24 protein-coding genes are annotated in these 23,102 nt (G+C 60.5%); 16 read left to right on the forward strand and 8 right to left on the reverse strand.

What is annotated here, in order from left to right:
* Positions 1-278 precede the first annotated feature (278 nt).
* Positions 279-1,856 (reverse strand): bifunctional metallophosphatase/5'-nucleotidase, encoded by a 1,578-nt coding sequence (locus AADA15_RS01435; RefSeq protein WP_341639759.1) that lies wholly within the window; start codon positions 1,854-1,856, stop codon positions 279-281.
* Between the two features lie 161 nt (positions 1,857-2,017).
* On the opposite strand from AADA15_RS01435, the gene AADA15_RS01440 reads away from it, so the two are divergent.
* The 4 genes from AADA15_RS01440 to arsC are packed head-to-tail and all read left to right on the forward strand — an operon-like array spanning position 2,018 to position 4,177.
* Positions 2,018-2,356: a DUF952 domain-containing protein gene (locus AADA15_RS01440; protein WP_341639760.1), complete on the forward strand. Its 339-nt coding sequence runs from the start codon at positions 2,018-2,020 to the stop codon at positions 2,354-2,356.
* Positions 2,353-2,784: a DUF1330 domain-containing protein gene (locus tag AADA15_RS01445; RefSeq protein ID WP_341639761.1), complete on the forward strand. Its 432-nt coding sequence runs from the start codon at positions 2,353-2,355 to the stop codon at positions 2,782-2,784. Before AADA15_RS01440 ends, AADA15_RS01445 begins: the two co-directional genes overlap by 4 nt.
* On the forward strand, positions 2,781-3,839 hold the full coding sequence (locus tag AADA15_RS01450) for a quinone-dependent dihydroorotate dehydrogenase (protein ID WP_341639762.1): 1,059 nt from the start codon (positions 2,781-2,783) through the stop codon (positions 3,837-3,839). Before AADA15_RS01445 ends, AADA15_RS01450 begins: the two co-directional genes overlap by 4 nt.
* A complete protein-coding gene (gene arsC, locus AADA15_RS01455; protein WP_341639763.1) occupies positions 3,836-4,177 on the forward strand; it encodes an arsenate reductase (glutaredoxin) in 342 nt (113 codons plus the stop codon). Before AADA15_RS01450 ends, arsC begins: the two co-directional genes overlap by 4 nt.
* Here the strand turns inward: arsC and AADA15_RS01460 are convergent.
* From AADA15_RS01460 to AADA15_RS01470, 3 genes are read right to left on the reverse strand one after another with little or no spacing between them, the layout of a single operon-like run.
* Entirely contained in the window at positions 4,174-5,502 is a 1,329-nt protein-coding gene (locus AADA15_RS01460; protein ID WP_341639764.1) for an MATE family efflux transporter, read from the reverse strand. The two genes, arsC and AADA15_RS01460, sit on opposite strands and share 4 nt — an antisense overlap.
* Positions 5,503-5,515: 13 nt before the next feature.
* On the reverse strand, positions 5,516-6,034 hold the full coding sequence (locus AADA15_RS01465) for a PaaI family thioesterase (protein WP_341639765.1): 519 nt from the start codon (positions 6,032-6,034) through the stop codon (positions 5,516-5,518).
* Positions 6,031-6,453 (reverse strand): PaaI family thioesterase, encoded by a 423-nt coding sequence (locus AADA15_RS01470; RefSeq protein WP_341639766.1) that lies wholly within the window; start codon positions 6,451-6,453, stop codon positions 6,031-6,033. Before AADA15_RS01470 ends, AADA15_RS01465 begins: the two co-directional genes overlap by 4 nt.
* Positions 6,454-6,590: 137 nt before the next feature.
* Here AADA15_RS01470 and AADA15_RS01475 point away from each other — a divergent pair, with 137 nt between their 5' ends.
* The 9 genes from AADA15_RS01475 (at position 6,591) to AADA15_RS01515 (ending at position 15,596) form a co-directional block, all read left to right on the forward strand.
* Positions 6,591-6,959, forward strand: a complete 369-nt coding sequence (locus tag AADA15_RS01475) for a MerR family transcriptional regulator (RefSeq protein WP_341639767.1) — start codon at positions 6,591-6,593, stop codon at positions 6,957-6,959.
* A gap of 332 nt (positions 6,960-7,291) precedes the next feature.
* A complete protein-coding gene (locus AADA15_RS01480) occupies positions 7,292-7,693 on the forward strand; it encodes a MerR family transcriptional regulator (RefSeq protein ID WP_341639768.1) in 402 nt (133 codons plus the stop codon).
* A gap of 77 nt (positions 7,694-7,770) precedes the next feature.
* Complete coding sequence (locus AADA15_RS01485; RefSeq protein WP_341639769.1) at positions 7,771-9,552, forward strand: acyl-CoA dehydrogenase C-terminal domain-containing protein; 1,782 nt, start codon at positions 7,771-7,773, stop codon at positions 9,550-9,552.
* Positions 9,553-9,628: 76 nt separating this feature from the next.
* Positions 9,629-9,841, forward strand: coding sequence for a hypothetical protein (locus AADA15_RS01490; protein ID WP_341639770.1), 213 nt, complete (start codon positions 9,629-9,631; stop codon positions 9,839-9,841).
* A gap of 32 nt (positions 9,842-9,873) precedes the next feature.
* Positions 9,874-11,025, forward strand: a complete 1,152-nt coding sequence (locus tag AADA15_RS01495; RefSeq protein WP_341639771.1) for an acyl-CoA dehydrogenase family protein — start codon at positions 9,874-9,876, stop codon at positions 11,023-11,025.
* Positions 11,026-11,055: 30 nt separating this feature from the next.
* The gene (locus AADA15_RS01500; RefSeq protein ID WP_341639772.1) at positions 11,056-11,688 is read left to right on the forward strand and encodes a glutathione S-transferase family protein; all 633 of its coding nucleotides are present in this window, start codon (positions 11,056-11,058) and stop codon (positions 11,686-11,688) included.
* A 10-nt stretch (positions 11,689-11,698) separates the two neighbouring features.
* Positions 11,699-12,910: an acetyl-CoA C-acetyltransferase gene (locus AADA15_RS01505; protein ID WP_341639773.1), complete on the forward strand. Its 1,212-nt coding sequence runs from the start codon at positions 11,699-11,701 to the stop codon at positions 12,908-12,910.
* A complete protein-coding gene (locus tag AADA15_RS01510; protein ID WP_341639774.1) occupies positions 12,910-13,395 on the forward strand; it encodes a cupin domain-containing protein in 486 nt (161 codons plus the stop codon). Before AADA15_RS01505 ends, AADA15_RS01510 begins: the two co-directional genes overlap by 1 nt.
* Positions 13,392-15,596, forward strand: coding sequence for a 3-hydroxyacyl-CoA dehydrogenase NAD-binding domain-containing protein (locus AADA15_RS01515; protein ID WP_341639775.1), 2,205 nt, complete (start codon positions 13,392-13,394; stop codon positions 15,594-15,596). Before AADA15_RS01510 ends, AADA15_RS01515 begins: the two co-directional genes overlap by 4 nt.
* 142 nt (positions 15,597-15,738) lie before the next feature.
* Here AADA15_RS01515 and AADA15_RS01520 read toward each other — a convergent pair whose 3' ends face one another.
* From AADA15_RS01520 to AADA15_RS01530, 3 genes are all read right to left on the reverse strand, one after another.
* Positions 15,739-16,401 (reverse strand): Hint domain-containing protein, encoded by a 663-nt coding sequence (locus AADA15_RS01520; protein WP_341639776.1) that lies wholly within the window; start codon positions 16,399-16,401, stop codon positions 15,739-15,741.
* Positions 16,402-16,510: 109 nt separating this feature from the next.
* Entirely contained in the window at positions 16,511-17,161 is a 651-nt protein-coding gene (locus AADA15_RS01525) for a sulfotransferase family 2 domain-containing protein (RefSeq protein ID WP_341639777.1), read from the reverse strand.
* 46 nt (positions 17,162-17,207) lie between these two features.
* Positions 17,208-18,131, reverse strand: a complete 924-nt coding sequence (locus tag AADA15_RS01530) for a DMT family transporter (protein ID WP_341639778.1) — start codon at positions 18,129-18,131, stop codon at positions 17,208-17,210.
* A gap of 76 nt (positions 18,132-18,207) precedes the next feature.
* On the opposite strand from AADA15_RS01530, the gene AADA15_RS01535 reads away from it, so the two are divergent.
* The 3 genes from AADA15_RS01535 to AADA15_RS01545 all read left to right on the forward strand — a co-directional run bounded on the left by AADA15_RS01535 (position 18,208) and on the right by AADA15_RS01545 (position 21,261).
* Positions 18,208-19,833 carry an AMP-binding protein gene (locus AADA15_RS01535; RefSeq protein WP_341639779.1) on the forward strand — a complete coding sequence of 542 codons (1,626 nt, stop codon included), beginning with the start codon at positions 18,208-18,210 and terminating at the stop codon, positions 19,831-19,833.
* Positions 19,834-19,936: 103 nt separating this feature from the next.
* Positions 19,937-20,128: a YgaP family membrane protein gene (locus AADA15_RS01540; protein ID WP_341639780.1), complete on the forward strand. Its 192-nt coding sequence runs from the start codon at positions 19,937-19,939 to the stop codon at positions 20,126-20,128.
* 122 nt (positions 20,129-20,250) lie between these two features.
* A complete protein-coding gene (locus AADA15_RS01545; RefSeq protein WP_341639781.1) occupies positions 20,251-21,261 on the forward strand; it encodes a hypothetical protein in 1,011 nt (336 codons plus the stop codon).
* A 66-nt stretch (positions 21,262-21,327) separates the two neighbouring features.
* On the opposite strand, the gene AADA15_RS01550 is transcribed toward AADA15_RS01545, so the two are convergent.
* A complete protein-coding gene (locus tag AADA15_RS01550; protein WP_341639782.1) occupies positions 21,328-23,088 on the reverse strand; it encodes a methyl-accepting chemotaxis protein in 1,761 nt (586 codons plus the stop codon).
* Positions 23,089-23,102 lie beyond the last annotated feature (14 nt).

A 23,102-nucleotide genomic window follows, 5' to 3' on the forward strand; every position in this document is an offset into this window, starting at 1 on the left:
TCATTTCTGGTCTCACCGTTCTGCCCGCGGCTCCATTCCGGCAGGCAGATTGACCCAAAGACGTGGAAAAAGGGCAAATCGGACGAACGCCTCGGATGCAACGCTTCCGCGCACTGGCCAAACTGGGCGCGGCAAGACCATGGCCTCCGCAGGCCGCCTGCGGCGCACCAACACAAAAACGGCTCCGCCAACCCAAGTCGGCGAAGCCATACCCTCAACCCGGCTCCTGCCGGACAGCGTCACGGTCGAGCGTCATGCGGCCCCAACCGTCGTGCGGCTTACTTTTGCGCGATACGCCCGTCCGTGTACGGCGTATAAGGTCCCTTCGCTGCAAGGTATTCCGCAAGCACATCGGCCAAATCCGGGCCATAGTCGTAGGCGTTCTTGTCATCGCCCGCAAAGACCTTGTAGCCATCGCCCCCGTTTCGCACGTAGTCGTTGGTCACAACGAGGTAGGTCTTTTCCGGATCAACGGGCGTGAACCCATCGCCCATGTCGACGAGAACCTCCTGGATGCGTCCTTCGTTGGGAGCGACCGACGGATCCCACGTGAACTTCAGGCCGGCAACCTGCGGGAAGCGGCCCTTGATCTCCTCGACCTGGCTCACACCGTTTTCAAGCGCGGCAACCAGTTCCTGACCACTAATTTCAAAAGTTGAAAGCGTGTTCTGAAATGGCAGAATGGTCAGCACTTCGCCCATTGTCACCTCGCCCGGTTCAAGGCTGGCACGAATGCCCCCCGAGTTTGCGATGGCAATCTGTACGCCCTGGTCCTTGACCCGGTCCAGCATCGCATCCGCAACGAGGTTGCCCATCTGGCATTCCTGAACGCGGCAGATCGTGCGATCTCCGTCCACGGCGGCGGCCGCTTCAGCAACAACCTTGTTGCGGATCTCATCAAGCGGCTGGGCAAGCTCGGCAATGCGGGCAACGGTGGCCTCGTCTTCCACCACGTTGCCATCCATGATCAGCGGCTCGCCCGAGGCTTCAATCAGATTGCCCGCGTCGTCAAAGGTGACGTTCAGTTCACCAAGAAACTTGCCGTATGCATAGGCCTGCACGATGGCGACGCCGTTTACCATGGTCGGGTACGGGCCAGATGCACGGTCCGAGACGTTGGACAGGTAGGTGTTGGTATGGCCACCGACGATCACATCGATGCCCTTTGTCTGCGCCGCAATCTGCTGGTCGACACCATAGCCAGAATGGCTCAGGACGATGATCTTGTTCACACCCTCAGCGGTCAGCCGATCCACCTCGGATTGAACGGCTCCGACCGGATCCGAGAAGGTGATGTTCTTTCCCGGGCTGGCCAGTTCATGCGTGTCTTCCGGGGTCAGGCCGATCAGGCCGATCTTCTCTCCGCCACGCTCGATCACGGTGGATTTCTTCAGCACATCAGCCAGCGCCGGTTCCTGGCTTACATCGGCATTGGACATCAGCACCGGAAAGCCCACCGCATCCATGAAGCCGCGAAGTACCTCGGGGCCATCGTCGAACTCATGGTTGCCGACGGTCATGCCGTCGTAGCCCATCTTGTTCATCATCTCGGCAGCGGCCTTGCCCTTGTAGTAGGTGTAAAACAGCGATCCCTGGAACTGGTCACCACCGTCCACAAGGATCGAATTGTTCGAGCGGCCGCGCGCCTCGGAGATCGCGCTGACCAGCCGGGCGGAGCCGCCAAAGCACTTCCCTTCGGCATTATCCCCATCGCGGCAGCCGCTGTCATACTTGCTGATCGGCTCAAACCGGGAATGGAAATCATTGGTGTGCAATATGGTGAGCTTGTAATCGGCTGCGGCCATCCCGGCCGTCAGCCCAAGCACGGCGGCGGCACTCAAAAAACGTGTGATCATGACAGAACTCCCTGGTGTATTGGTTTGGCCAATGGTGCGACCAAAGACCGCGCCAGTCAAAGGGGAAAAACAACCTGTCCGGGTTTCCTAGGGTCAGCCTGACGGTCCCCCGCCCACAATCCGGGCTTGATTCCGCGCCAGCCAGAAGGCATCTGACAATCATGCTGATCTACAAAATCTTCCGAGCGGACGAATGGGCCGCATTTCAGGCCGCAGGGAGCACCCGCGGCGCGCCGATCGACCTCACCGATGGCTATATCCATTTCTCGACCGCAGAGCAGGCTGCCGAGACCGCAGCCAAGCATTTCGCCGGGGCCGAGGGTCTTTATCTCCTTGCGCTCGACGCTGACACATTGGGGGAGGCGCTGAAGTGGGAGGTCTCGCGCGGCGGCGCGAAGTTCCCCCACCTTTATCGGGAGATGCGCCTCGACGAGGTGATCTGGGCCAAACCGTTGCCACTGGTGGACGGCGTGCATCAGTTCCCACAGGAGATGACATGAGCCACTACATCGACCCGGAGCGCGCGCAATTTGAGGCCTTCAAGGCATTGGACCGCGACCAGCCCATCGAGATGCTGAACCTCGTGAAATTCCGCGCCAAGGCGGCCTACCCTGCCGATCATGCGCTGGCCGGGGCGGGTCTGACCGGCGCGCAGGCCTATGCCAACTATGGCCGCGAAACTGGTCTTATCCTTGCCCGCCTTGGCGCCAGCATCACCTGGCGCGGCAGCTGGCAGACGACCCTGATCGGCCCTTCGGACGAGGTCTGGAACGAGATGTTCATCGCACGCTATCCGACCGCACATGCCTTCCTCGAGATGGTCACTGATCCGGCATATCAGAAGGCGGTCGTTCACCGGCAGGCCGCAGTGGAAACCTCGCGCCTGATCCGCACGAGCCCCGCCGACGGGGGAGCGACCTTCGGATGAAACTGACAGAAAAGCTGGCTCTGACCGCCCTGCACCGGGTCGATCCCGAAACCGCCCATGGCCTGTCGATCAAGGCGTTGAAGGCGGGGCTGACGCCGACGCCCGGCCCTGTGACCTCACCGCGCCTAAGGACCACGCTTGCCGGAATTGACCTGCCCAACCCCGTTGGGCTGGCAGCGGGTTTTGACAAGAACGCCGAGGCCCTGTTGCCGCTATCGCGGTCCGGCTTTGGCTTTATCGAGGTGGGCGCGGCAACACCCCGCCCCCAGCCGGGCAACCCCAAACCCCGCCTCTTTCGCCTGACAGCGGACAGGGCCGCCATCAACCGCTTTGGCTTCAACAACGAAGGGATGGAGGCGATCGGCAAGCGCCTGTCGCAACGTCCCAGAGATGCGGTGATCGGGCTGAACCTTGGGGCGAACAAGGACAGCGAGGATCGCGCCGCCGATTTCGCCCGCGTACTCGCCCATTGCGGCGCACATATTGATTTTGCCACCGTCAATGTCTCTTCCCCCAATACCGAGAAACTGCGGGACCTTCAGGGCAAGGCCGCCCTGTCTGCCCTGCTGGCCGGTGTGATCGAAACCCGCAATGGCCTTGAGCGCCGGGTGCCAGTTTTCCTCAAGATCGCACCGGATCTGGATCGCGACGGGATCGAGGACATCGCCGCCGTGGCCCTGGAAACTGGTATCGACGCGGTGATTGCCACCAATACCACCCTGTCCCGTGACGGTCTGAAAAGCCCCCACAAGGATGAGGCGGGTGGCCTGTCCGGCGCGCCCTTGTTCACACGTTCCACCCGCGTTCTGGCCCAGCTTTCGGATCTGTTGCAGGACCATGTGCCGCTGATCGGGGTTGGCGGCATCTCAACGGCCGATCAGGCCTACGCCAAGATCTGCGCCGGGGCCTCGGCGGTGCAGCTATATACCGCGATGGTCTATGGCGGATTGTCTTTGGCGGGCGATATTGCGCAGGGGCTGGATCAGCTTTTGGCGCGCGACGGGTTTGACAATGTCGCGCAGGCCGTAGGCACAAAACGGAAGGACTGGCTGTGATCACCTATTGGCACAACCCACGCTGCTCGAAATCCCGCGCAGGCCTTGCTCTTTTGGAAGAGCGGGGCGCTGAGTTCGAGGTTCGTCTCTACCTGAAGGACACTCCCACCCTGGAAGAGATCCGCGCAGCCCATGAGGCTCTGGGCACGGCGGTCATCGACATGATGCGCACCGGCGAGAAGACCTTCAAGGAGCTTGGCTTGTCCGGGGACAGCAGCGATGCGGATCTACTGGATGCCATGGCCTCCCACCCGATCCTGATCGAACGCCCGATCGCCCTGAAGGGCACCCGCGCCGTGATTGGTCGGCCGACCGAGACGATCGAGGCGCTGCTTTAGGATTGGGTGCCTATTCCTGCCTCAAGGCGGGGATAGCGCAGTGCCAGAGTGATCGCACGGGTCACGTTCAGAACCATCAGCGCTGCCCATAGTCCATGATTGCCAAAGCTGGGCACCAGAACCAGCAGTGCAATCACGTAAAGCCCGACCGACTGAAGCATCGCGATCCGCATGTCCCGCGTCCAGGTCGCGCCGATAAAGACCCCGTCCAGCATATAGCTTGCAACGCTCAAGAGAGGCGCGAGGGCAGCCCAGACAAGGAAGGCACGCGCCGCCGCGCGCACCTCGGGTGACGTGGTCATCAGATCAATGATCGCGCCACCAGCCAGGAAGAACCCAAGCGTCAACAGCAGCGAACCTCCGACCGCCCACATGGAGGCCATGTAGGCCGCCTTGCGCAGTCGAAGGCGGCTTTTGGCACCGACGGCGCCGCCGACCAATGCCTCGGCAGAAAAGGCAAAACCATCAAGCGCAAAGGCGGTGATCTCCAGGAACTGCAAAAGCACCTGATTGGCTGCCAGCTGAACATCGCCAAGATCTGCGCCGATGAACAGGAAGGTGGTGAACGATCCGGTCAGCAGGACGGAACGCACCATGATGTCGCCATTGACCCGAAGCATGCGGCCGAGGCGCGCACGATCGAAGACCCTGGCCCAATCGCGCCACTGACTGCCGGAAAATGCGTCCCGGCACAGCCATACCCCCAGCGCCAGGCCGCTCCATTCCGCGATCAAGGTGGCCGACGCGACGCCCTCGACGCCCCAGCCAAGGCCAAGCACGAACCACAGATCCAGCACGATATTCAGCCCGTTCATCCAGATCTGCAGGACGAAAACGCCCCGCGTGCGCTCCATCGCGATCAACCAGCCTGTCACCGCATAGAGCGCAATGGTCGCGGGAGCCCCCCAGATGCGGATGCTCAGATAGTCGCGGGCAAGGCTTTCCACCTCGGCGCTGGCAGGGGCCAAGGCAAAGGCACCCCAGAAGAGCGCCGATTGGAACAGGATGAAGGTTGCACCGGCCAGTCCGGCCAGGATCAGGCCCCGCATCAAGAGGGCGCCGGTTTCTGCCATGTCGCCGGCGCCGCGCGCCTGCGCAGCAAGGCCCGTGGTTCCCATACGCAGGAAGCCAAATACCCAATAGACAGTCGCCAGGATCACGGCACCAATGCCGACAGCGCCAATCGGGGCCGCCTGCCCCATCTGGCCGACCACACCCGTGTCCACCGCGCCCAGGATCGGAACAGTCACGTTGGACAGCACGATGGGCACGGCGATCTTCAGCACCCGAGAATGGGTGATCGGCGCTTCGGCGGTTGCGCTCATGTTACCCCCGGGATCAGCCTTTGAGCGCCGGATCTTGCGGGATCAGGAAATGGCCAGTGGCCTGCGCAAAAAGCCTGTCCTTATGATCCTGCCAGGCCTCGACATGGACGGAAGCATATCGCCGTCCCGACCGGTTCACCGTCGCGCGCGCATAGGCGTCACGCGGCAGGCCAGAGCGCAGGTAGTCGACGGTGAAATCGATTGTCTTTGGCTGGCGCGGCAGCTTGCCCGCCGCCAGATCCTCGGGGTCCAGTTCACCGGACTCGATACGCGGCCACAGGTGGGACCAGTTGAGTGTGATGACCGAGGTCACCTCAAGAAACGCCGCAGTGACCCCGCCGTGAATGGCCGGCAGGAAGGGGTTGCCGATCAGCTTCTCGTCGAAGTGCAGAACAGATGTCAGCTCATCCCCGCGACGATCGAAGGTGATATTCAGGAACCGGATATAGGGCACGGCATTGACGAGGGCGGCAAGAGCGGCATCGCGGCGCTGCTTGACCACCTGGACAGGCTCGGGACGGGGACGGCTCAAAACCCTTTCTCCACTGTAAAGGCACCCGAGGCCGTGGCGACGGGGCGGTCGGTATCGTCATCCATCGCAACCGCACGCACAAAGGCGACGTTGCGGGTGATGTGATGGCAGGTTGCGCGGGTGATGATGGTTTGACCCGGGGTCGCTGCGCGCATGTAGTCGATCCGCAGATCTATGGTTGCGGTGCCACCCGGCGCCGAAGGGTGGCTCATGACAGCAGCACCGCAGCAGGTATCCATCACCGCCGAGACCGCCCCGCCATGGATCACGCCCGTTTCGGGATCTCCGATCAGCTTCTTATCGTAAGCCATTGTGATCTCGGCCATTCCGTCGCCAATTTCGGTCAGGACCATACCCAATTCGCGGGCATGTGGGATCGCTTCGATAAACTGGCGTGCCAGTTTGGTCTTGTCCGCCATGGCCGTTCCCTTTGATCTGTCAGTTCTTTTCTGCTGCAACCTTGGCGTCGACAATGGCAAAGCGCAAGCCCCACTCATTGGGGGAGCTTGCACTGTGGGAAACAGTTGCATAGGTTCGCGCCCAAGGGAGACTGTGGATGGCCGAAGCCAGATTGTCATTCAAGGAAATGTGCGCCGAGTTCGACGTGACGCCGCGCACCCTGAGGTATTACGAGTATATCGAGCTGCTGCAGCCCGACCGCGAAGGACGCTCCAGATTTTATGGCGCGCGCGAACGGGCGCGGATGAAACTGATCCTGCGGGGCCGCCGGTTCGGCTTTCAGCTCGAAGAAATCCGTCAATGGCTTTTGATCTATGAAAACGAGGGCGATCAGGCCCAGATGAAAGCCTTTGTGGAAATGGCAGACCGCCAGATGATCGAGCTGAAGAAGCAGCGCGAGCAACTGGACGAGGCCATGAACGAGCTCAGCGATCTGCGCACCACAACCCTTTCATTGATCGACTGATTGCCCGCCTGATTTGCATCGCTTTTGACGCTTGGATGCCGGTGATCGCGCCTGCGAAACGCCAGCCCTCGAACGGCCCTCTTCGACACGTTTTCTATCGTGTGGAATCGCTCTGTTCGGATCTTTCAGCAGTCCTTTGAGGGCATGGCGCCCCCCACACCACGCATCGAAGCACCCGCACAAACGCAGGACGTCACGTCACGAATGGCTCTCGCCACGTCATCCCTGCAAGTGACGCAGCGTACAGCTTACGTAAACGTCAAGAAGATGTTGAAAAAGCTCCATCAGCTGTTCAACTTTGACCTGCACCAAGCAGTCATAGAGTGATGACGATGACCGAAGAGACCAAAACCATCCGTCAGATGTGCGATGAGTACGATGTCACTCCGCGCACCCTACGGTTTTACGAGGCCAAAGAGCTGCTGTTCCCGATCCGTGACGGCCAGAGGCGGCTGTTCACGAAACGCGACGGCGCCCGGCTGAAGCTGATCCTGCGCGGCAAACGCTTTGGCTTCAGCCTTGAGGAAATCCGCCAGCTTCTGGACCTCTATCATATCGGCGACCAGCAGCTGACGCAGCTGTCACGCACCTATGATATTGCCTGCGACCGCCTGGCCGACATGGAGCGCCAGCGCGATGAGCTGAATGAGGCGATCGACGACCTCAAGGATCAGCTGAAATGGGGCGAAAGTGTAATCGCCTCGATGAAATCCGAACAGGAGGCCGCCGAGTAACCCGGCCCCCTCCTCCGGTCTCCTGCCCCAAGGGAGGCCTTCCAGAAACAACCAGATGAAACTCGACGAGGACCAAGATGCCCGTTTACAACGCTCCCACCAAGGACACCCAGTTCATCCTGCACGATGTCTTGAAAGTTTCCGAGGCCGCTACGCCTGGCTATGATGAGCTGGAGCGCGATTTCACCGCGGCCATTCTGGAAGAAGCCGGCAAGATCAGCTCTGAAGTGCTGCACCCGCTGAATGTGGTTGGCGACACCGAAGGCTGCCGTCTGGAAAACGGCATGGTCTACACACCGACCGGCTTCAAGGCGGCCTTTGAGCAGGTCAAGGAAGGCGGCTGGACCGGCCTCGACATGCCCGAAGAATATGGCGGGCAGAACATGCCCTATGTCATCGGCACCGCCGTGGGCGAGATGTTCTCTTCGGCGAACCAGGCCTTTACCATGTACCAGGGCCTGACCCATGGCGCAGCCTCGGCCATTCTGGCCCACGGCACCGACGAACAGAAAAACACCTACCTGCCGAAAATGGTCTCCTGCGAGTGGACCGGCACCATGAACCTGACCGAACCGCACTGCGGCACCGATTTGGGCCTGATGCGCACCAAGGCCGAACCGCAGGACGATGGCACCTACAAGGTGTCGGGTCAGAAGATCTTCATCTCGTCCGGCGATCACGACATGTCCGACAACGTGATCCATCTGGTGCTTGCCAAGATCCCCGGCGGCCCCGAAGGCATCAAGGGTGTCAGCCTTTTCATCGTGCCCAAGTTCATCGTGAACGAAGACGGCACGCCGGGCGCCCGCAACGGTGTATCGGTCGGCAACATCGAGAAAAAGATGGGCATCCACGGCAACTCCACCTGCGTGATGAACTATGACGAGGCGACCGGCTACCTTCTGGGCACCGAGCACAAGGGTATGCGCGCCATGTTCACCATGATGAACGAGGCCCGTTTGGGCGTCGGCATGCAGGGCGTCGCCCAGGCCGAAGCCGCCTATCAGAACGCGGTGGAATACGCCAAGGACCGCCTGCAGGGCCGTGACGTGACCGGCGTCAAGAACCCCGATGGCCCCGCCGATCCGCTGATCGTTCACCCCGATATCCGCCGCAGCCTGATGGATCAGAAAAGCTTTGTCGAAGGGGGCCGCGCCTTCCTTCTGTGGGGCGCCACCATGATCGACAAGGCCCACCGCGACGGCGACAAGGACGCCGATGGTCTGGTTTCGCTGCTGACCCCTGTTATCAAGGGCTTCCTGACGGATGAAGGCTACGACATGACCGTGAAGGCCCAGCAGGTCTATGGCGGCCACGGCTACATCGAAGAATGGGGCATGAGCCAGTACACCCGCGACGCCCGTATCGCGCAGATCTATGAAGGTGCGAACGGCGTTCAGGCGCTGGACCTCGTGGGCCGCAAACTGGCGCAGGACGGCGGCAAGCACGTCATGGCCTTCTTTGAGCTGGTAAAAACCTTCTGCAAGGAAAACGCGGATGTCTCCGAGACCTACGCAAAGGACTTCATCGAGCCCCTGAAAGCGGCCTCGAAGGATCTGCAGGCGGCTGGCATGTACTTCATGCAGAACGGCATGAAGAACCCCAACAACGCCCTGTCCGGCTCCTATGACTTCATGCACATGTTCGGCCATGTCTGCCTTGGCCTGATGTGGGCCGAGATGGGCAAAGCGGCGCAAGCTGCGCTGGATGTCGGCACCGATGACGCGGCGTTCTACGAGACAAAGCTGACCACCGGCCGTTACTACATGGCACGTCGCCTGCCTGCCACCAAACTGCACCTTGCGCGCATCGAAAGCGGTGCCGACACGGTGATGGCGCTGGACGCGGCAAACTTCTGATCCATCCTCGGGGCGCCTGTCTGCGGCGCCCCGATCCGCCCCCAAGCCTGTTCGTCACCATGAGGACGCATTTGCGATGCCAAAACGGTTCCGCCTGACCCGTCGCTTTCCGGTCGCCATGACCGAGGACGGCTACCGTCGGCTGAAACGCTTTGCCGCTGATTCCGGATTGGATGAGGGCGAGGCGCTGTCCTTTCTGTTCGAAAACTTCGACAGCGTCACCGACACGGAAAACCTGGCCCACCGGCTGCGGCTGTTCAACAGCACGCTGGAAGACCGCAAGAAATAGCCACGCCTAGGTGCGTGGCGAAAGGGAGAGACATGAGCACGGAAACCCGCTCCGCCTGGATGACCGAAGAGCACCGGATGCTCGCCGACATGACAGCCCAGTTCATCACCAACGAATGGATGCCCAAATACGAAAAGTGGCGCAAACAGGGAATGATGGACCGCGACACCTGGAACCAGGCCGGTGAGCTGGGCCTGCTCTGCCCTTCCGTGCCCGAGGAATACGGCGGAGCTGGTGGTGATTTTGGCCATGAGGCCGCGATCCTCATCGAAGGCAGCCGCGCCAATCTGGCCAGCTGGGGCCATGGCATCCACTCAGGCATCGTTGCGCATTACATCCTAGAATACGGCACCGAAGAACAAAAGAAACGCTGGCTCCCCAAGATGGTCTCGGGTGAGCTGGTCGGCGCGCTGGCGATGACCGAACCCTCGACCGGCTCAGACGTCCAGCGGATCAAGACCAAGGCGATCCGCGACGGCAACGCCTACCGCCTGTCGGGCCAGAAGACCTTCATCACCAACGGTCAGCACGCCAACCTGATCCTGGTTGCGGCCAAGACCGATCCCTCGCAGGGCTCCAAGGGCGTATCCCTAGTGGCGCTTGAAACCGACGGCGCAGAAGGCTTCCAGCGCGGCCGCAACCTTGAAAAGGTCGGCCTGCATGCCGCCGACACCTCCGAGCTGTTCTTCGACAACGTCGAAATCCCGCCAGAGAACATCCTTGGCCAGGAAGAGGGCAAGGGCTTCTATCAGATGATGCAGCAGCTGCCGCAGGAACGTCTGATCATCGCCTGCGGCGCGGTCGGCGCAATGGAAGGCGCCGTCGAGCGCACCATCGCCTACTGCAAGGAACGCGAGGCCTTTGGCGGCCCGCTCACACAGTTCCAGAACACCCGGTTCAAACTGGTGGAATGCCTGACCAAGACCAAGGTCGCCCGCGCCTTCCTCGATGAATGCATGGTCGAACACCTTGAGGGCAAGCTGACCGTCGAAAAGGCCGCGATGGCCAAATACTGGACCACCGACACCCAGGGCGAAGTGCTGGATGAATGCGTTCAGATGCACGGCGGCTATGGCTTTATGCAGGAATATGCCGTCGCGGAAATGTGGGCTGACGCCCGCGTGCAGCGGATCTACGGTGGCACCAACGAGATCATGAAGGAACTGATTTCGCGCAGCCTTTGATCAACAGATTTCCGTGGGAGGATTTGAGAGATGACCATCAAACTGCACTGTTTCGGCGAAAGCGGTAACGCCTACAAGGCCGCGCTGGCGCTGGAGATGTCGGGCCTTGAGTGGGAGCCGGTTTACGTCGACTTTTTCGCCGGTGTGAACCGCACGCCGGAGTTCCGGGAAAAAAACGTGATGGGCGAAGCCCCGATCCTGGAAGACGGCGACATGCGGCTGACCCAGTCCGGCGCCATCCAGCAGTATATCACCGATAAATCGGGCAAATTCGGCGGCGCGCCGGAAGACAAATACGAGGTGCTGCGCTGGGTACTGTGGGACAATCACAAACTGTCCAGCCAGGCGGGCATGACCCGTTTCCTGATGAACTTCCTGCCCGCGGACAAGCGCCCCGAGCAGGTGATCGGCTTCATGCAGGGTCGGCTCAAGGCTGCCTATGCGACGCTGAATGCCCATCTTGAGGGGCGCGAGTGGATCGTCGGCGACGGGATCACCAATGCCGATCTCTCGTGCTGCGGCTACCTCTATTATCCCGAACCCTTCGGCTTTGACCGCGCCGAATGGCCCCATATCGATGCCTGGCTGACCCGCCTCAGCGAAACGCCCGGCTGGAAACACCCCTATGATCTGATGCCCGGCAACCCGTCGGACCGAGCTTGAGGAGATACTGATGACCGAAGCTTATATCTATGACGCGATCCGCACCCCGCGCGGCAAGGGTCGCAAGGACGGCTCCCTGCACGAGGTGACCTCGGTGCGCCTCTCTGCCGTCACGCTCAACGCGCTGAAAGAGCGCAACAACCTTGAAGGCCACGCCGTTGAGGACGTGATCTGGGGCAATGTCACCCAGGTGATGGAACAGGGCGGCTGCCTTGCGCGCACCGCGGTCCTGGCCTCGGACCTCGATGAACGCATTCCGGGCCTTGCCATCAACCGCTTCTGCGCCTCCGGCATGGAAGCCGTGAACCTGGCCGCAAACCAGGTGAAGGGCGGCGCAGGCAAGGCCTATATCGCGGGCGGCGTCGAAATGATGGGCCGCGTGGCCATGGGCAGCGATGGCGCCGCCATCGCCGTGGACCCTTCGGTCGCGATGGAGACCTATTTCGTGCCGCAGGGTATCTCGGCCGATATCATCGCCACCGAATACGGCTTCACCCGCGAGCAAGCCGATGCGCTGGCCGTTGAATCCCAGCGCCGCGCCAAGGAAGCCTGGGACCAGGGCCGGTTCTCCAAATCGGTGATCTCCGTCAAGGATCAGAACGGTCTGACCATCCTGGACCGCGACGAATACATGCGCCCGCAGACCGACATGCAATCGCTTGGCGCGCTGAACCCCTCATTCCAGATGATGGGCGAGCAGATGCCCGGCTTTGATGCGGTGGCTAAGCTGAAGTACCCGCATCTGGAGCGGATCAACCACATCCACCACGCTGGGAACTCTTCCGGTATCGTCGATGGCGCCGCTGCCGTACTGATCGGCAACAAGGAATTCGGCGAAGAATTCGGTCTGAAGCCGCGCGCCCGTATCAAGGCGACCACCAAGATCGGCACAGATCCCACCATCATGCTGACCGGCCCCGTGCCCGCAACGCAGAAGATCCTTGCCGACAACGGCATGGCAATCGGCGATATCGATCTCTTTGAGGTGAACGAAGCCTTCGCCTCGGTCGTGCTGCGCTTCCAGCAGGCGTTCGACGTAGATCCTGCACTGGTGAACCCCAACGGCGGCTCCATCGCCATGGGTCACCCGCTGGGCGCCACCGGCGCGATGATCATCGGCGCATTGCTGGACGAGCTGGAGCGGACCGACAAGGAAGTTGGCCTTGCGACGCTCTGCATCGCCTCCGGCATGGGCGCCGCCACCATCATCGAGCGCGTCTGATGCCCAAGCTGAACCTTGCCGATATCCCCTGGCGGACGGGCTCTGCCTATCCCGGCAAGCTGGCAGAGGCGGTCGCAGGCCGCTCCAGCCAGCGGTTGGGGGATGCGGGCGGGCTGACGCAGTTTGGCGTTAACCTGGTTCAGCTGGAACCCGGAGGCCTGTCGTCCTTGCGCCATTACCACATGGAGCAGGACGAATTCCTGATGGTCACATCCGGGGTCTGCACCCTGATAGACGATCAAGGGCAGACAGAGCTGCACCCCGGCGACTGCGCCACTTTCCCCGCAGGCGATGCCAACGGCCATCACCTGAAAAACAACACCGACGCGCCGGCCACCTTTCTGGTGGTGGGCACGCGCACCGAAACAGAGACCGCTTACTACAGCGATATGGACATGATGGTGAAACAAGGCCCCGAAGGGTCGGTCTTCACCCGCAAGGACGGCAGCCCGCTGACGGCTGACCAGATCGGAGACGAAACATGACTGAGTTTACGCTTTCCAAGGACGCTGACGGCGTCGCAACCATCACCTGGGACGTGCCCGGCAAGACCATGAACGTGATGTCCTTCGAGGGGCTCATGGAGTTGGAGGCCGCCATTGACGACGCGCTGGCCGACGACGCGGTCAAGGGCATCGTGATCACCTCGGGCAAGGACGGCTCCTTTGCCGGTGGCATGGACCTGAACCTCTTGGCGGTGATGAAGGAAGAGGCCGGCGACGATCCGGCGCGCGGCGTCTTTGAGGGCATCATGAAAATGCACGCCCTCCTGCGCAAGATCGAACTGGCGGGCATGGACCCCAAGACCAAGAAGGGCGGCAAGCCGATTGCCACCGCCCTGCCCGGCACTGCGGCAGGCATTGGCATGGAGCTGCCACTGGCCACGCATCGCATCTTTGCCGCCGAGAACCCCAAGGCGAAATACGGCCTGCCGGAAATCATGGTCGGCATCTTCCCCGGCGCAGGCGGCACCACCCGCATGGTGCGCAAAGTCGGTGCCATTGCTGCCGCTCCGCTGCTGCTTGAAGGCAAGATGCTGGACGTGAAAAAGGCCAAAGGCGCAGGCTATATCGATGAGATCGCAGCAGATCCCGTCGCTGCCGCGAAAGAATGGGTTCTGGGCGCCAAAGACGCTGACCTCGTGAAACCCTGGGACGCGAAGGGCTATAAAATGCCCGGCGGCGCGCCCTACCACCCTGCAGGCTTCATGAACTTCGTCGGTGCCTCGGCGATGATCAACGGCAAGACCCAGGGCGCCTTCCCTGCGGCCAAGGCGCTGCTGTCGGCGGTCTATGAAGGCGCGCTGGTCGATTTCGACACCGCGCTCAAGATCGAAGCGCGCTGGTTCACCTCTGTCATCATGAACCCCTCGTCGGGCGCCATGATCCGATCCTTGTTCCTCAACAAGGAAGCCCTGGAAAAAGGCGCGGTGCGTCCCAAGGATGTGCCCGATCAGCGGGTGAAGAAACTCGGCGTTCTGGGCGCGGGCATGATGGGCGCGGGCATTGCACTCGTTTCGGCACAGGCAGGTATGGAAGTGGTTCTGGTGGACCGCGATCAGGCTGCCGCCGACAAGGGCAAGGCCTATACCGAATCTTACCTCGACAAGGGTATCAAGCGCGGCAAGGTCACGGCGGAGAAGAAAGAGGCGATGCTGGGCCTGATCAATGCAACGCCGGATCTGGACGCGCTGAAGGGCTGCGATCTGATCATCGAAGCGGTGTTCGAAGATCCCGGCGTCAAGGCCGAGATGACCAAGAAGGTCGAGGCGATCATCCCCGAGGATTGCATCTTTGCCTCCAACACCTCAACCCTGCCGATCACCGATCTGGCCAAGGCGTCGAGCCGCCCGGAGCAGTTCATCGGCATCCACTTCTTCTCTCCGGTGGAGAAGATGCTGCTGGTTGAAATCATCAAGGGCAAGGAAACCGGCGACCGGGCCGTGGCCAAGGCGCTCGACTATGTGCGCCAGATCCGCAAGACCCCGATCGTGGTGAACGATGCGCGGTTCTTCTACGCCAATCGCTGCATCATTCCCTACATCAACGAAGGTCTGCGCATGATCACCGAGGGTGTTTCCCCTGTGCTGATCGACAATGCCGCCCGCCAGCTGGGCTTCCCGGTGGGTCCGATCCAGCTCAACGATGAGACCTCGATTGATCTGGGGGCCAAGATTGCCCGTGCGACCAAGGCCGCCATGGGCAACGCCTACCCCGACAGCCCCGCAGACGATCTGATCTTCTGGCTTGAGGATCTGGGCCGTCTAGGCCGCAAGGCGAATGCCGGCTTCTTTGACTATGATGAAAAGGGCAAGCGGGTCGAGTATTGGAAGGGCATGCAGGAGAAGTATCCGCTGGCCGAAGATCAGCCCGACCTGATCGAAGTGCAGGAACGCCTGATGTTCGCACAGGTTCTGGAGGCCGTTCGCGCCCTCGAAGAAGGTGTGCTGATGGACATCCGCGAAGGCGACGTGGGCGCGATTCTGGCCTGGGGCTTTGCGCCCTGGTCCGGTGGTCCGCTGAGCTGGCTCGACATCATCGGCACGCCCTATGCGGCAGAACGCTGCGATCAGTTGAGCGCGACCTATGGGGAGCGTTTCACCTGCCCGCCCCTGCTGCGGGAAATGGCCGAAAAGGGCCAAAGCTTCTACGGACGCTTCAACCCGGACGCGGCAGAAGCGGCTTAAAGCCTGAAGCGAATATCTGATTGGCGGCACGAAAAGTTGTTCCGTCAATCAGATTGATCGGCAAGCACTTGAATTCAAATAACGAACCAGCCGCGTCAGAGAGATCTGACGCGGCTGGTTTCTTCTGTGCTGCTCGATAGGGTCAGCTTATGAATGGAAATCCTGTGGGGCTGTGCGGGGCGCTTGCCGAGATCTGACTGCAGGTCTCGTTTGAAATCATCGCAAGCACAAGATCGCGCGCGTCCTTGTGAGAGAGAACGGAGTAAAGCTCTTCCCCCGTTGGATCTGCCACAAGATCACGTTGAGCCGGGGCATACCCAAGGAAGCCTGCCTCCAGATAGATCACCTGATCCTGTGCGAAACGAGGCACGATCAACTCCATTCTTGCGCCGGGATGCAGACGCTGAATGCCGCGATAGCCATCCAGCGCGCAGGCGGGCACGATAGCAAATGGATCCCCCTGCACATCCTCAACGAGATCACTTTCGATCAGAACGCCCTGGTCGGGCATCAGATACATGGGCACACGATTGTTCAGGGCATCCCGCGGAACCAGAAGCGGGCAAAGCATGGCATCCAGCAGCTCTTCGCTCATCAACAGGGTTTCGCGCCCAAGTTCCACAATGGGTTGCATCCCGTGATCAAAGGTCAGTACCTCATCCCCCACTGCCAATGCCTCGATCGGACGCCAGCCAAGGTTCGAAGCCACATGCGTGCCCGCCATGAAACCGCCCTGCCCGACAGAGACCATGGGCAGGGGCATTTCTTGCGCGCCACCACTGCGTTTCTGGAACCAATCGAACATTTGCGATCCTCTCCGGCCTGCGCCGCAAGGGAGTTCAACCCTTTGAACACACGGCCCGTTTCATCTGTTCACGTTTGGCGCGAAGGCCCGTCTTAAACAGAAGTAAAGGCTAATGGTTAAAAGAATATTCAAATTGATCGATTTCTTGGGCGCAACTGGCCGCCACCGCTGCCCTCGTTTGCGGATCGTAATAGTCCCGCCAGTCAATATCGCGCTCTGACGTGTTGGTTCTCTCAAGGTTCAGGCGGAAGCCCAAGTGATCGAACAGGGGTTCCGCATCCTGTTCGAAATGCTCGATTCGAATATAGGCATCGCAATGCTCACGCCCGTCCGAATGACGCATGTAGGACCTTGGCGGATGCGTCTCAAACGCACGCAGGGTATCCGAACTCAGGATAAACTCCCGAAACCCCAAAGCCTTGGAAAGATGCACTGCCGGGTGGTCAAATGCCTGCACGCGCAGCCAGTGATAATAGCTCACCGCCCGGTCAAACGGATTGCGCACCAGCGTGAAGGCAAAAAGGCTGCGCAGCTCATCCTCGGGCAAGAGCCCCTCGATATCGGCCAGCGTCGAGTGCTTCCACAGGCGTCCCCGGGCTGTGGCATCGCGCAGGCGACGACGCCGGTTCAGCGCCTTTGGCGTATCCCCCAGCATCATGTCGTCTTTCATCGCCCGCGCCTCAAGCGCAAGCGACAGGGCGGTTCCCCCTGTCTTGGGGATATGGATGAAGACGAATTTGCGACCCGGCGACAGTATCATGAACGAAGTCTATGCAATCCCTTGCGGAATGCCAACGCAGTCGGCCTTACCCGCCGCGCACCGCAATGGTCGCCCCGGCCAGGACAATCAGCGCAATGCCCGCCATCTGCACGGCTTCAAGGCTTTGGTCAAAAACCACCCAGGCAAATGCGGGGCCTACAATGATGACCGAGTACTCGAAGACAGACACGTAAGACGCCTCTCCCAACTGGTAAGCCTTGGTGATCAGAAACACGCCCAGCACCGAGGCAACCCCTTGCAGGATTATCCAGTGGGATACCTCCCAGACGGGCCAGACCCAGCCTCGCGTCACAAATCCATCGGCTCCCTCGGCGATGGGCATTGGCCACAGGGCAAGTCCGCAAAGCGCAATTGCGCCAATCAGAGCCTGCGCCAGAAGCATGGCAAGCAGCATCGAAACGGTGCTTTCATCGCGGCACATCCCCCCGGTCGCAAGTGATCCAAGGGCATAAAACAATCCTCCGCAGACCGGCAGCAGGATCAGCCAGTCAAAATCGTTCGGATCGGGCTGCAGGACACAGAGCACACCCATAAACCCCATCACAACAGCCGCAATTCGGATCGGTCCGATTCTCTGCTTCAGGAACAGGACAGAGATCAACACGATCAGGATAGGCGAGGTGAAAAGCCCCGCCAGAGCCTGTGCCATCGGCATCAGGGCGACAGCAGAAAAGTAAAATACCATGGACACCGCCACCAGCAGGCCGCGCAGCGCAACCGCGCCAATCCGTTTTGGCCGCATCTGCCCAAGGCCTGCGCGCATCATCAACCAGACCAGAGGCAGGGTAATCACCGTGCGCATCAGATAGAACTGCCAAATACCGATCTGCTCGGCCATCAGCGGAACCGCATTGTCGCTGATCCCGATAATCACCATGGCCGCCAGCATAGTCTGCGCCGCAGCACCCTGGCAGCCGGAAACGGCTGGGGAAAAGGTCATTTGTTTCATATGACTTCCAATGCGCGCAACTTTCCGCAATATCTGTTCTCAAAGCGACATCGCGCGGAATCACGGGAGGAAAATCATGGGCTGGATGGCAGACGAAACCGGATTGGACAAAAACGCAGCAAACTATGTGCCGCTGACGCCACTGTCACATCTGCGCCGTGCCGCGCATGTCTTTGCCGAGGTCCCGGCCGTGGTCTATGGCAAGCACCGCAAGACCTACGCGGCCTATTATGACCGCTGCACACGGCTTGCCTCGGCCCTGGCGGGCATGGGCGTCAAACCCGGTGATGTGGTGGCGACCCTGATTCCCAACCTCCCGGCCCAGGCCGAGGCGCATTTCGGCGTGCCCGCTTGCGGGGCGGTTCTTAACACCATAAACACGCGCCTCGATGTGGACACCGTCGCCTATATCTTTGGCCACGGGGACGCCAAAGTCGCCCTTGTCGACTCCGAATTCCTGTCCCTGGCCGAGGCCGCAAAGGCCCAGATGGAGAGCGAGGGTCCGATCCTGATCGAAGTACCGGACCCCGAGGCCGGATTTGCCGCCTCCGGGCGCTACCCGGTCTATGAAGACGTCCTTGGCAACGCCTCCCATGATTTCGAATGGATCATGCCCGAGGACGAGTGGGAAAGCCTTGCGCTGAACTATACGTCCGGCACGACGGGGCGGCCCAAAGGTGTCGTCTATCACCACCGCGGCGCGTATCTCATGACCATGGGCACGGTAATCTCCTGGCGGATGGTCATGCACCCGGTCTATCTGACAATCGTTCCGCTGTTTCACTGCAACGGCTGGAACCACACCTGGATGATGCCGGTTCTGGGCGGCACACTGGTTTGCTGCCGCAATATCACCGCGCCTGCTGTCTATGACGCCATCGCCGACGAAGGCGTCACCCATTTCGGCGGCGCCCCCATCGTGCTCAACATGATCGTCAACGCCAAGGAAGAAGAGCGCCGCGCATTTGATCACACGGTCGAGGTCTTTACCGCAGGCGCGCCCCCTGCCCCGGCAACCCTTGAAAAGATCGAGCGCCTCGGCTTTCACGTCACGCAGGTCTACGGTCTGACCGAGACCTACGGCCATGTCACCGAATGCCTGTGGAAAGGCGGAAGCTGGGATGCGCTTGACCAGCAGGGACGCGCGGCGATCAAGGCCCGCCAGGGCGTTGCCTTCCCGATGATGGATCACATCACCGTGGTCGATGAGACCATGAGCCAGATCCCGATGAACGCCAAGGATCAGGGCGAGATCGTCATGCGCGGCAATTCAGTCATGAAAGGCTATCTGAAGAACCCCGAAGCCACGGCCGAGAGCTTCAAGGGCGGGTATTTTCATTCCGGCGACATCGCGATCCAGCATCCCGACGGCTATATCCAGATCGCCGACCGTGCCAAGGACATCATCATATCGGGCGGCGAGAACATCTCTTCGGTCGAGGTTGAGGGCGTGCTGATGGCCCACCCGGATGTCAACCTGGCCGCCGTGGTGGCAAAACAGGACGAAAAGTGGGGCGAAGTGCCCTGCGCCTTTGTGGAGCTGAAAGAGGGCGCCACAGTGGATGAGGCAGGCTTGATCGCGTTTTCCCGCGAAACGCTTGCCGGGTTCAAGGCCCCCAAGAAGGTCGTGTTTCAGGAACTGCCCAAGACCTCGACCGGAAAAATCCAGAAATTCGAGCTGAGAAAGATCGCCAACGCCTGACCAAGACCATTTTCCTTTCGATTGCCCCTTGCGTCGCGCCCTTCACATTCCTATTTTGGAATACAAATAGCGCGGCGTGGCGCCGCAATCGAAAGGAAACGACATGACGATCAACAAAGCGGTTATGGCCCTTGCCGGCTTCATCGTTCTTCTGTCTGTGGTGCTGACACAGTTCGTCTCGCCCCACTTTATGTGGCTGACGGTTCTTGTGGGCGCAAACCTGTTTCAATACGCCTTTACCGGTTTCTGCCCGGCGGCCATGATCTTTGCCCGGCTCGGACTGAAGCCCGCATAAGAAAAGCCGTATCGGCTTCCCGGTGCTGATTGCGTTTTTTTGGGCAAAGCGGTTTGCCGCTTTGCCCATTGGCATGCTAATTTGCCGTTAACAGAACCAAGAACGCAACACAGGCAGTCTGCATGACAGCACTCAGGGAATTTCAACGGCTGGAGGCTGCGGGTCTATGGCGTGCAGACCCCGAGGCGCAGCGCAGAGATGTCATCGTCTCGGTCGGCGATGCGACGCTCACAATCTCGGACATGAACGACAGGCCGCTGGCTCATTGGTCCCTTGCCGCGATCGAGCGGGCCAATCCCGGCCAGTTCCCGGCCCTGTTTCATCCCGATGGCGATCCCGGCGAGACCCTGGAGATCGCCGAGGACGAAGCAACAATGCTCGATGCGATCGAGCGGGTGCGGAGCGCCATTGAGCATCGTCGCCCACATCCCGGACGCCTGCGTGCTGCCAGTATTCTGGCAACGATGGGACTTCTGGCGCTGCTTGTGGTTCTTTGGCTTCCGGCTGCATTACAACGCCACGCCGAAAACGTCGTCCCGGACATCAAGCGCAAGGCGATCGGCGAAGCCCTGCTCGGCCGCATAGAACGCATCACGGGGCAAGCCTGCGCCAGCACAGATGCCGGAGCCGTTCTTGAAAAGCTGGCACTGCGCACCGGCATTCGGCGTCTGGTGATATTCCGCTCGGGGCTGGCCAGCAGCCTGCATCTTCCTGGCGGCATCGTTCTGTTGAACAGGACATATGTCGAAGACTACGAAGATCCCGCCGTCGCTGCAGGCGCCATCCTGGCTGAGCGCGCCCGCGCGCAGACGACGGATCCGCTGGCAGAGCTGTTGATGTCAGGCGGCACACCGGCCTCTTTCCGCCTGCTTACAACCGGCCAGCTCAAGCGGGAAACACTGGATCACTATGTGGAGACGGTCCTGAGCACCCCGCGACCACCTTTGCCGGATGAAACGCTTCTGTCAGAATTCGCCCGTGCAGCAATTCCTTCAACGCCCTACGCCTACGCGCTCGACATAACGGGAGAAACCACTCTGGGTCTGATCGAAGCCGATCCAATGGCCGGACGCAGCCTCGAACCTGTTCTCAGCGACGCAGATTGGGTTAGGCTACAAAACATCTGCAGCTAACTTCGCCGCCAGTTGACCGGGCTGCGGGCCCACTTGAAGTGCGCCCGGCTGAATTCACTTCCCGTGTCAACCGGCCAAGCGATCCTGTTCGAAGTCCGCAAAGTCATCGCCATGACCACGGGCGGCCTGAGACAACCCCGCCATCGCCTTGGCAGATGGCTTGAACTGGGCAACCAGAGCGGCAAGCTCACCGGCCGCCTGCTGCAGAGTCTTGCCTTGTTCGCTCGATTTCAGAACCATACTGGCGTTTTGCTGGGTCACCCGGTCAAGTTCGGTCATGCCGGAATTGATCTCGGAAATGGTGACGGCCTGCTCCCCCGAAGAGGCCGCAATCTGGCTGACAAGGTTGGAAACGGATTGGATCTTGTCGATGATCTCTTCAAGAGAAACGCCCGCCGCATCCACGAGTTCCACGCCGATCTTGACCTTCTCCGAGCTGCTACGAATCAAGCCGCGGATTTCATTGGCAGAATTTGCGGATTTAAGCGCCAAAGACCGCACCTCGGAGGCGACAACCGCAAACCCTCTGCCAAACTCACCGGCCCGGGCCGCCTCAACGCCGGCATTGAGGGCCAGAAGGTTGGTCTGGAAAGAGATATCGTCAATCACGCTGTTGATTTCGGAAATCTTGTCCGAGGCCTCGTTGATCTCCCGCATGGCATTCACAGTACGCTTGACGATGTCTCCGCTGCGCTGCACCTCTGCCGTGGTATTGGCAATGGTCGCTTCGACCTCGCGGGTTTGCTCTGTCGCCGTTTGCACGCTTGATGTGATGTTGTCCAGCGCAGCAGCCGTTTCCTCCAGTGTTGCCGCCTGGTTTTCGGTGCGCCGGGACAGGTTGTCCGTGCCAAGAGCCATATCGCCGGTTTGACGTTCAATATTCGCCACAGTGGACAGCACCCGGCCGATAACATCGTCCAAAGTCTCTGCGGTCTGGTTGAAGTCGGTGCGCAGCCCGATGTATTCGGCGCTCATTTTCTTGGTGATGCGATAGGACAGGTTGCCTGAAGAAAGATTGTTGAGCGCATTGGCCAGTTCCAGCACCACCTCCGCCTGTTCTCGCGCCGCGGAGCGGGATTTGCCTTCCAGTTCGGCATTGGCCCGCATCGCCTCGACGAATTCCTCAACTGCGGCCGCAAGCCGCCCCAGTTCGTCACCACGGTCCTGTTCGGGCACATCGCTGTCCATATCCCCGTTTCGAAGAGCATCAATCCGATCAACAATACGATCCAGAGGGCGGGTAACGGAAGCTGCCGAAAAGTAGACGATCAACCCAATCAGGACACAGACGGCCAGACCGATCACCGCAGACTGCAGATAGAGCGCAGACACGGTTTCCTGGATAGCTCCGTTTTCGAACCCCATCACCATTTCCCCGACGACAGTCCCGTCTCCAAGAGCGATCGGGAATTTGACGTAGACCACATGATTGACTTCAAGGGTGCTTTCTTCGTCCGGGTTCTCGAGCAACGTGGAGACTGCCTTCAGGAATTCCTCCCGGCGCCCTTCCACCACAAAGGTTTCGGCAAAACTCTGTCCGTCCACCACCACCTGCGCAAAGACGGCATTTTCCATCTCGGCAACGCCCTGAAGCGCTCCCATTGCCGCATCACCATTGAAGTCCCAAACAGCAGCAGCAACCGGTGGCCCCACAAAACGTTGCGCCAGCTTCACTTCGTTTTCAAAGGCGTCAATCAGAGCGCTGCTGTGTTTGGACGCCCAAAAGACAGTGTAGGCCACATTGGACACAAGGATACAGGCCAGGATGGGAAGCAGAAGCTTCCTTTTGATCGACATACCTAAGACTTTTGCCAGCTGGCGTTTCATTTCAGTGCTCCGGT

Source organism: Phycobacter sedimenti (assembly GCF_038148855.1).
GTDB classification, from domain to species: domain Bacteria; phylum Pseudomonadota; class Alphaproteobacteria; order Rhodobacterales; family Rhodobacteraceae; genus Phycobacter; species Phycobacter sedimenti.

Coding starts and splice junctions, on each gene's coding strand:
- AADA15_RS01525 (WP_341639777.1), bottom strand. CDS start 17,161: ATGATACTGTCGCCGGGTCGCAAATTCGTCTTCATCCATATCCCCAAG.
- AADA15_RS01505 (WP_341639773.1), top strand. CDS start 11,699: ATGACCGAAGCTTATATCTATGACGCGATCCGCACCCCGCGCGGCAAG.
- AADA15_RS01545 (WP_341639781.1), top strand. CDS start 20,251: ATGACAGCACTCAGGGAATTTCAACGGCTGGAGGCTGCGGGTCTATGG.
- AADA15_RS01495 (WP_341639771.1), top strand. CDS start 9,874: ATGAGCACGGAAACCCGCTCCGCCTGGATGACCGAAGAGCACCGGATG.
- AADA15_RS01550 (WP_341639782.1), bottom strand. CDS start 23,088: ATGAAACGCCAGCTGGCAAAAGTCTTAGGTATGTCGATCAAAAGGAAG.
- AADA15_RS01485 (WP_341639769.1), top strand. CDS start 7,771: ATGCCCGTTTACAACGCTCCCACCAAGGACACCCAGTTCATCCTGCAC.
- AADA15_RS01445 (WP_341639761.1), top strand. CDS start 2,353: ATGAGCCACTACATCGACCCGGAGCGCGCGCAATTTGAGGCCTTCAAG.
- AADA15_RS01470 (WP_341639766.1), bottom strand. CDS start 6,453: ATGGCGGACAAGACCAAACTGGCACGCCAGTTTATCGAAGCGATCCCA.
- AADA15_RS01540 (WP_341639780.1), top strand. CDS start 19,937: ATGACGATCAACAAAGCGGTTATGGCCCTTGCCGGCTTCATCGTTCTT.
- AADA15_RS01475 (WP_341639767.1), top strand. CDS start 6,591: ATGGCCGAAGCCAGATTGTCATTCAAGGAAATGTGCGCCGAGTTCGAC.
- AADA15_RS01515 (WP_341639775.1), top strand. CDS start 13,392: ATGACTGAGTTTACGCTTTCCAAGGACGCTGACGGCGTCGCAACCATC.
- AADA15_RS01520 (WP_341639776.1), bottom strand. CDS start 16,401: ATGTTCGATTGGTTCCAGAAACGCAGTGGTGGCGCGCAAGAAATGCCC.
- AADA15_RS01530 (WP_341639778.1), bottom strand. CDS start 18,131: ATGAAACAAATGACCTTTTCCCCAGCCGTTTCCGGCTGCCAGGGTGCT.
- AADA15_RS01480 (WP_341639768.1), top strand. CDS start 7,292: ATGACCGAAGAGACCAAAACCATCCGTCAGATGTGCGATGAGTACGAT.
- AADA15_RS01435 (WP_341639759.1), bottom strand. CDS start 1,856: ATGATCACACGTTTTTTGAGTGCCGCCGCCGTGCTTGGGCTGACGGCC.
- AADA15_RS01460 (WP_341639764.1), bottom strand. CDS start 5,502: ATGAGCGCAACCGCCGAAGCGCCGATCACCCATTCTCGGGTGCTGAAG.
- AADA15_RS01490 (WP_341639770.1), top strand. CDS start 9,629: ATGCCAAAACGGTTCCGCCTGACCCGTCGCTTTCCGGTCGCCATGACC.
- AADA15_RS01535 (WP_341639779.1), top strand. CDS start 18,208: ATGGGCTGGATGGCAGACGAAACCGGATTGGACAAAAACGCAGCAAAC.
- AADA15_RS01440 (WP_341639760.1), top strand. CDS start 2,018: ATGCTGATCTACAAAATCTTCCGAGCGGACGAATGGGCCGCATTTCAG.
- AADA15_RS01510 (WP_341639774.1), top strand. CDS start 12,910: ATGCCCAAGCTGAACCTTGCCGATATCCCCTGGCGGACGGGCTCTGCC.
- AADA15_RS01450 (WP_341639762.1), top strand. CDS start 2,781: ATGAAACTGACAGAAAAGCTGGCTCTGACCGCCCTGCACCGGGTCGAT.
- AADA15_RS01500 (WP_341639772.1), top strand. CDS start 11,056: ATGACCATCAAACTGCACTGTTTCGGCGAAAGCGGTAACGCCTACAAG.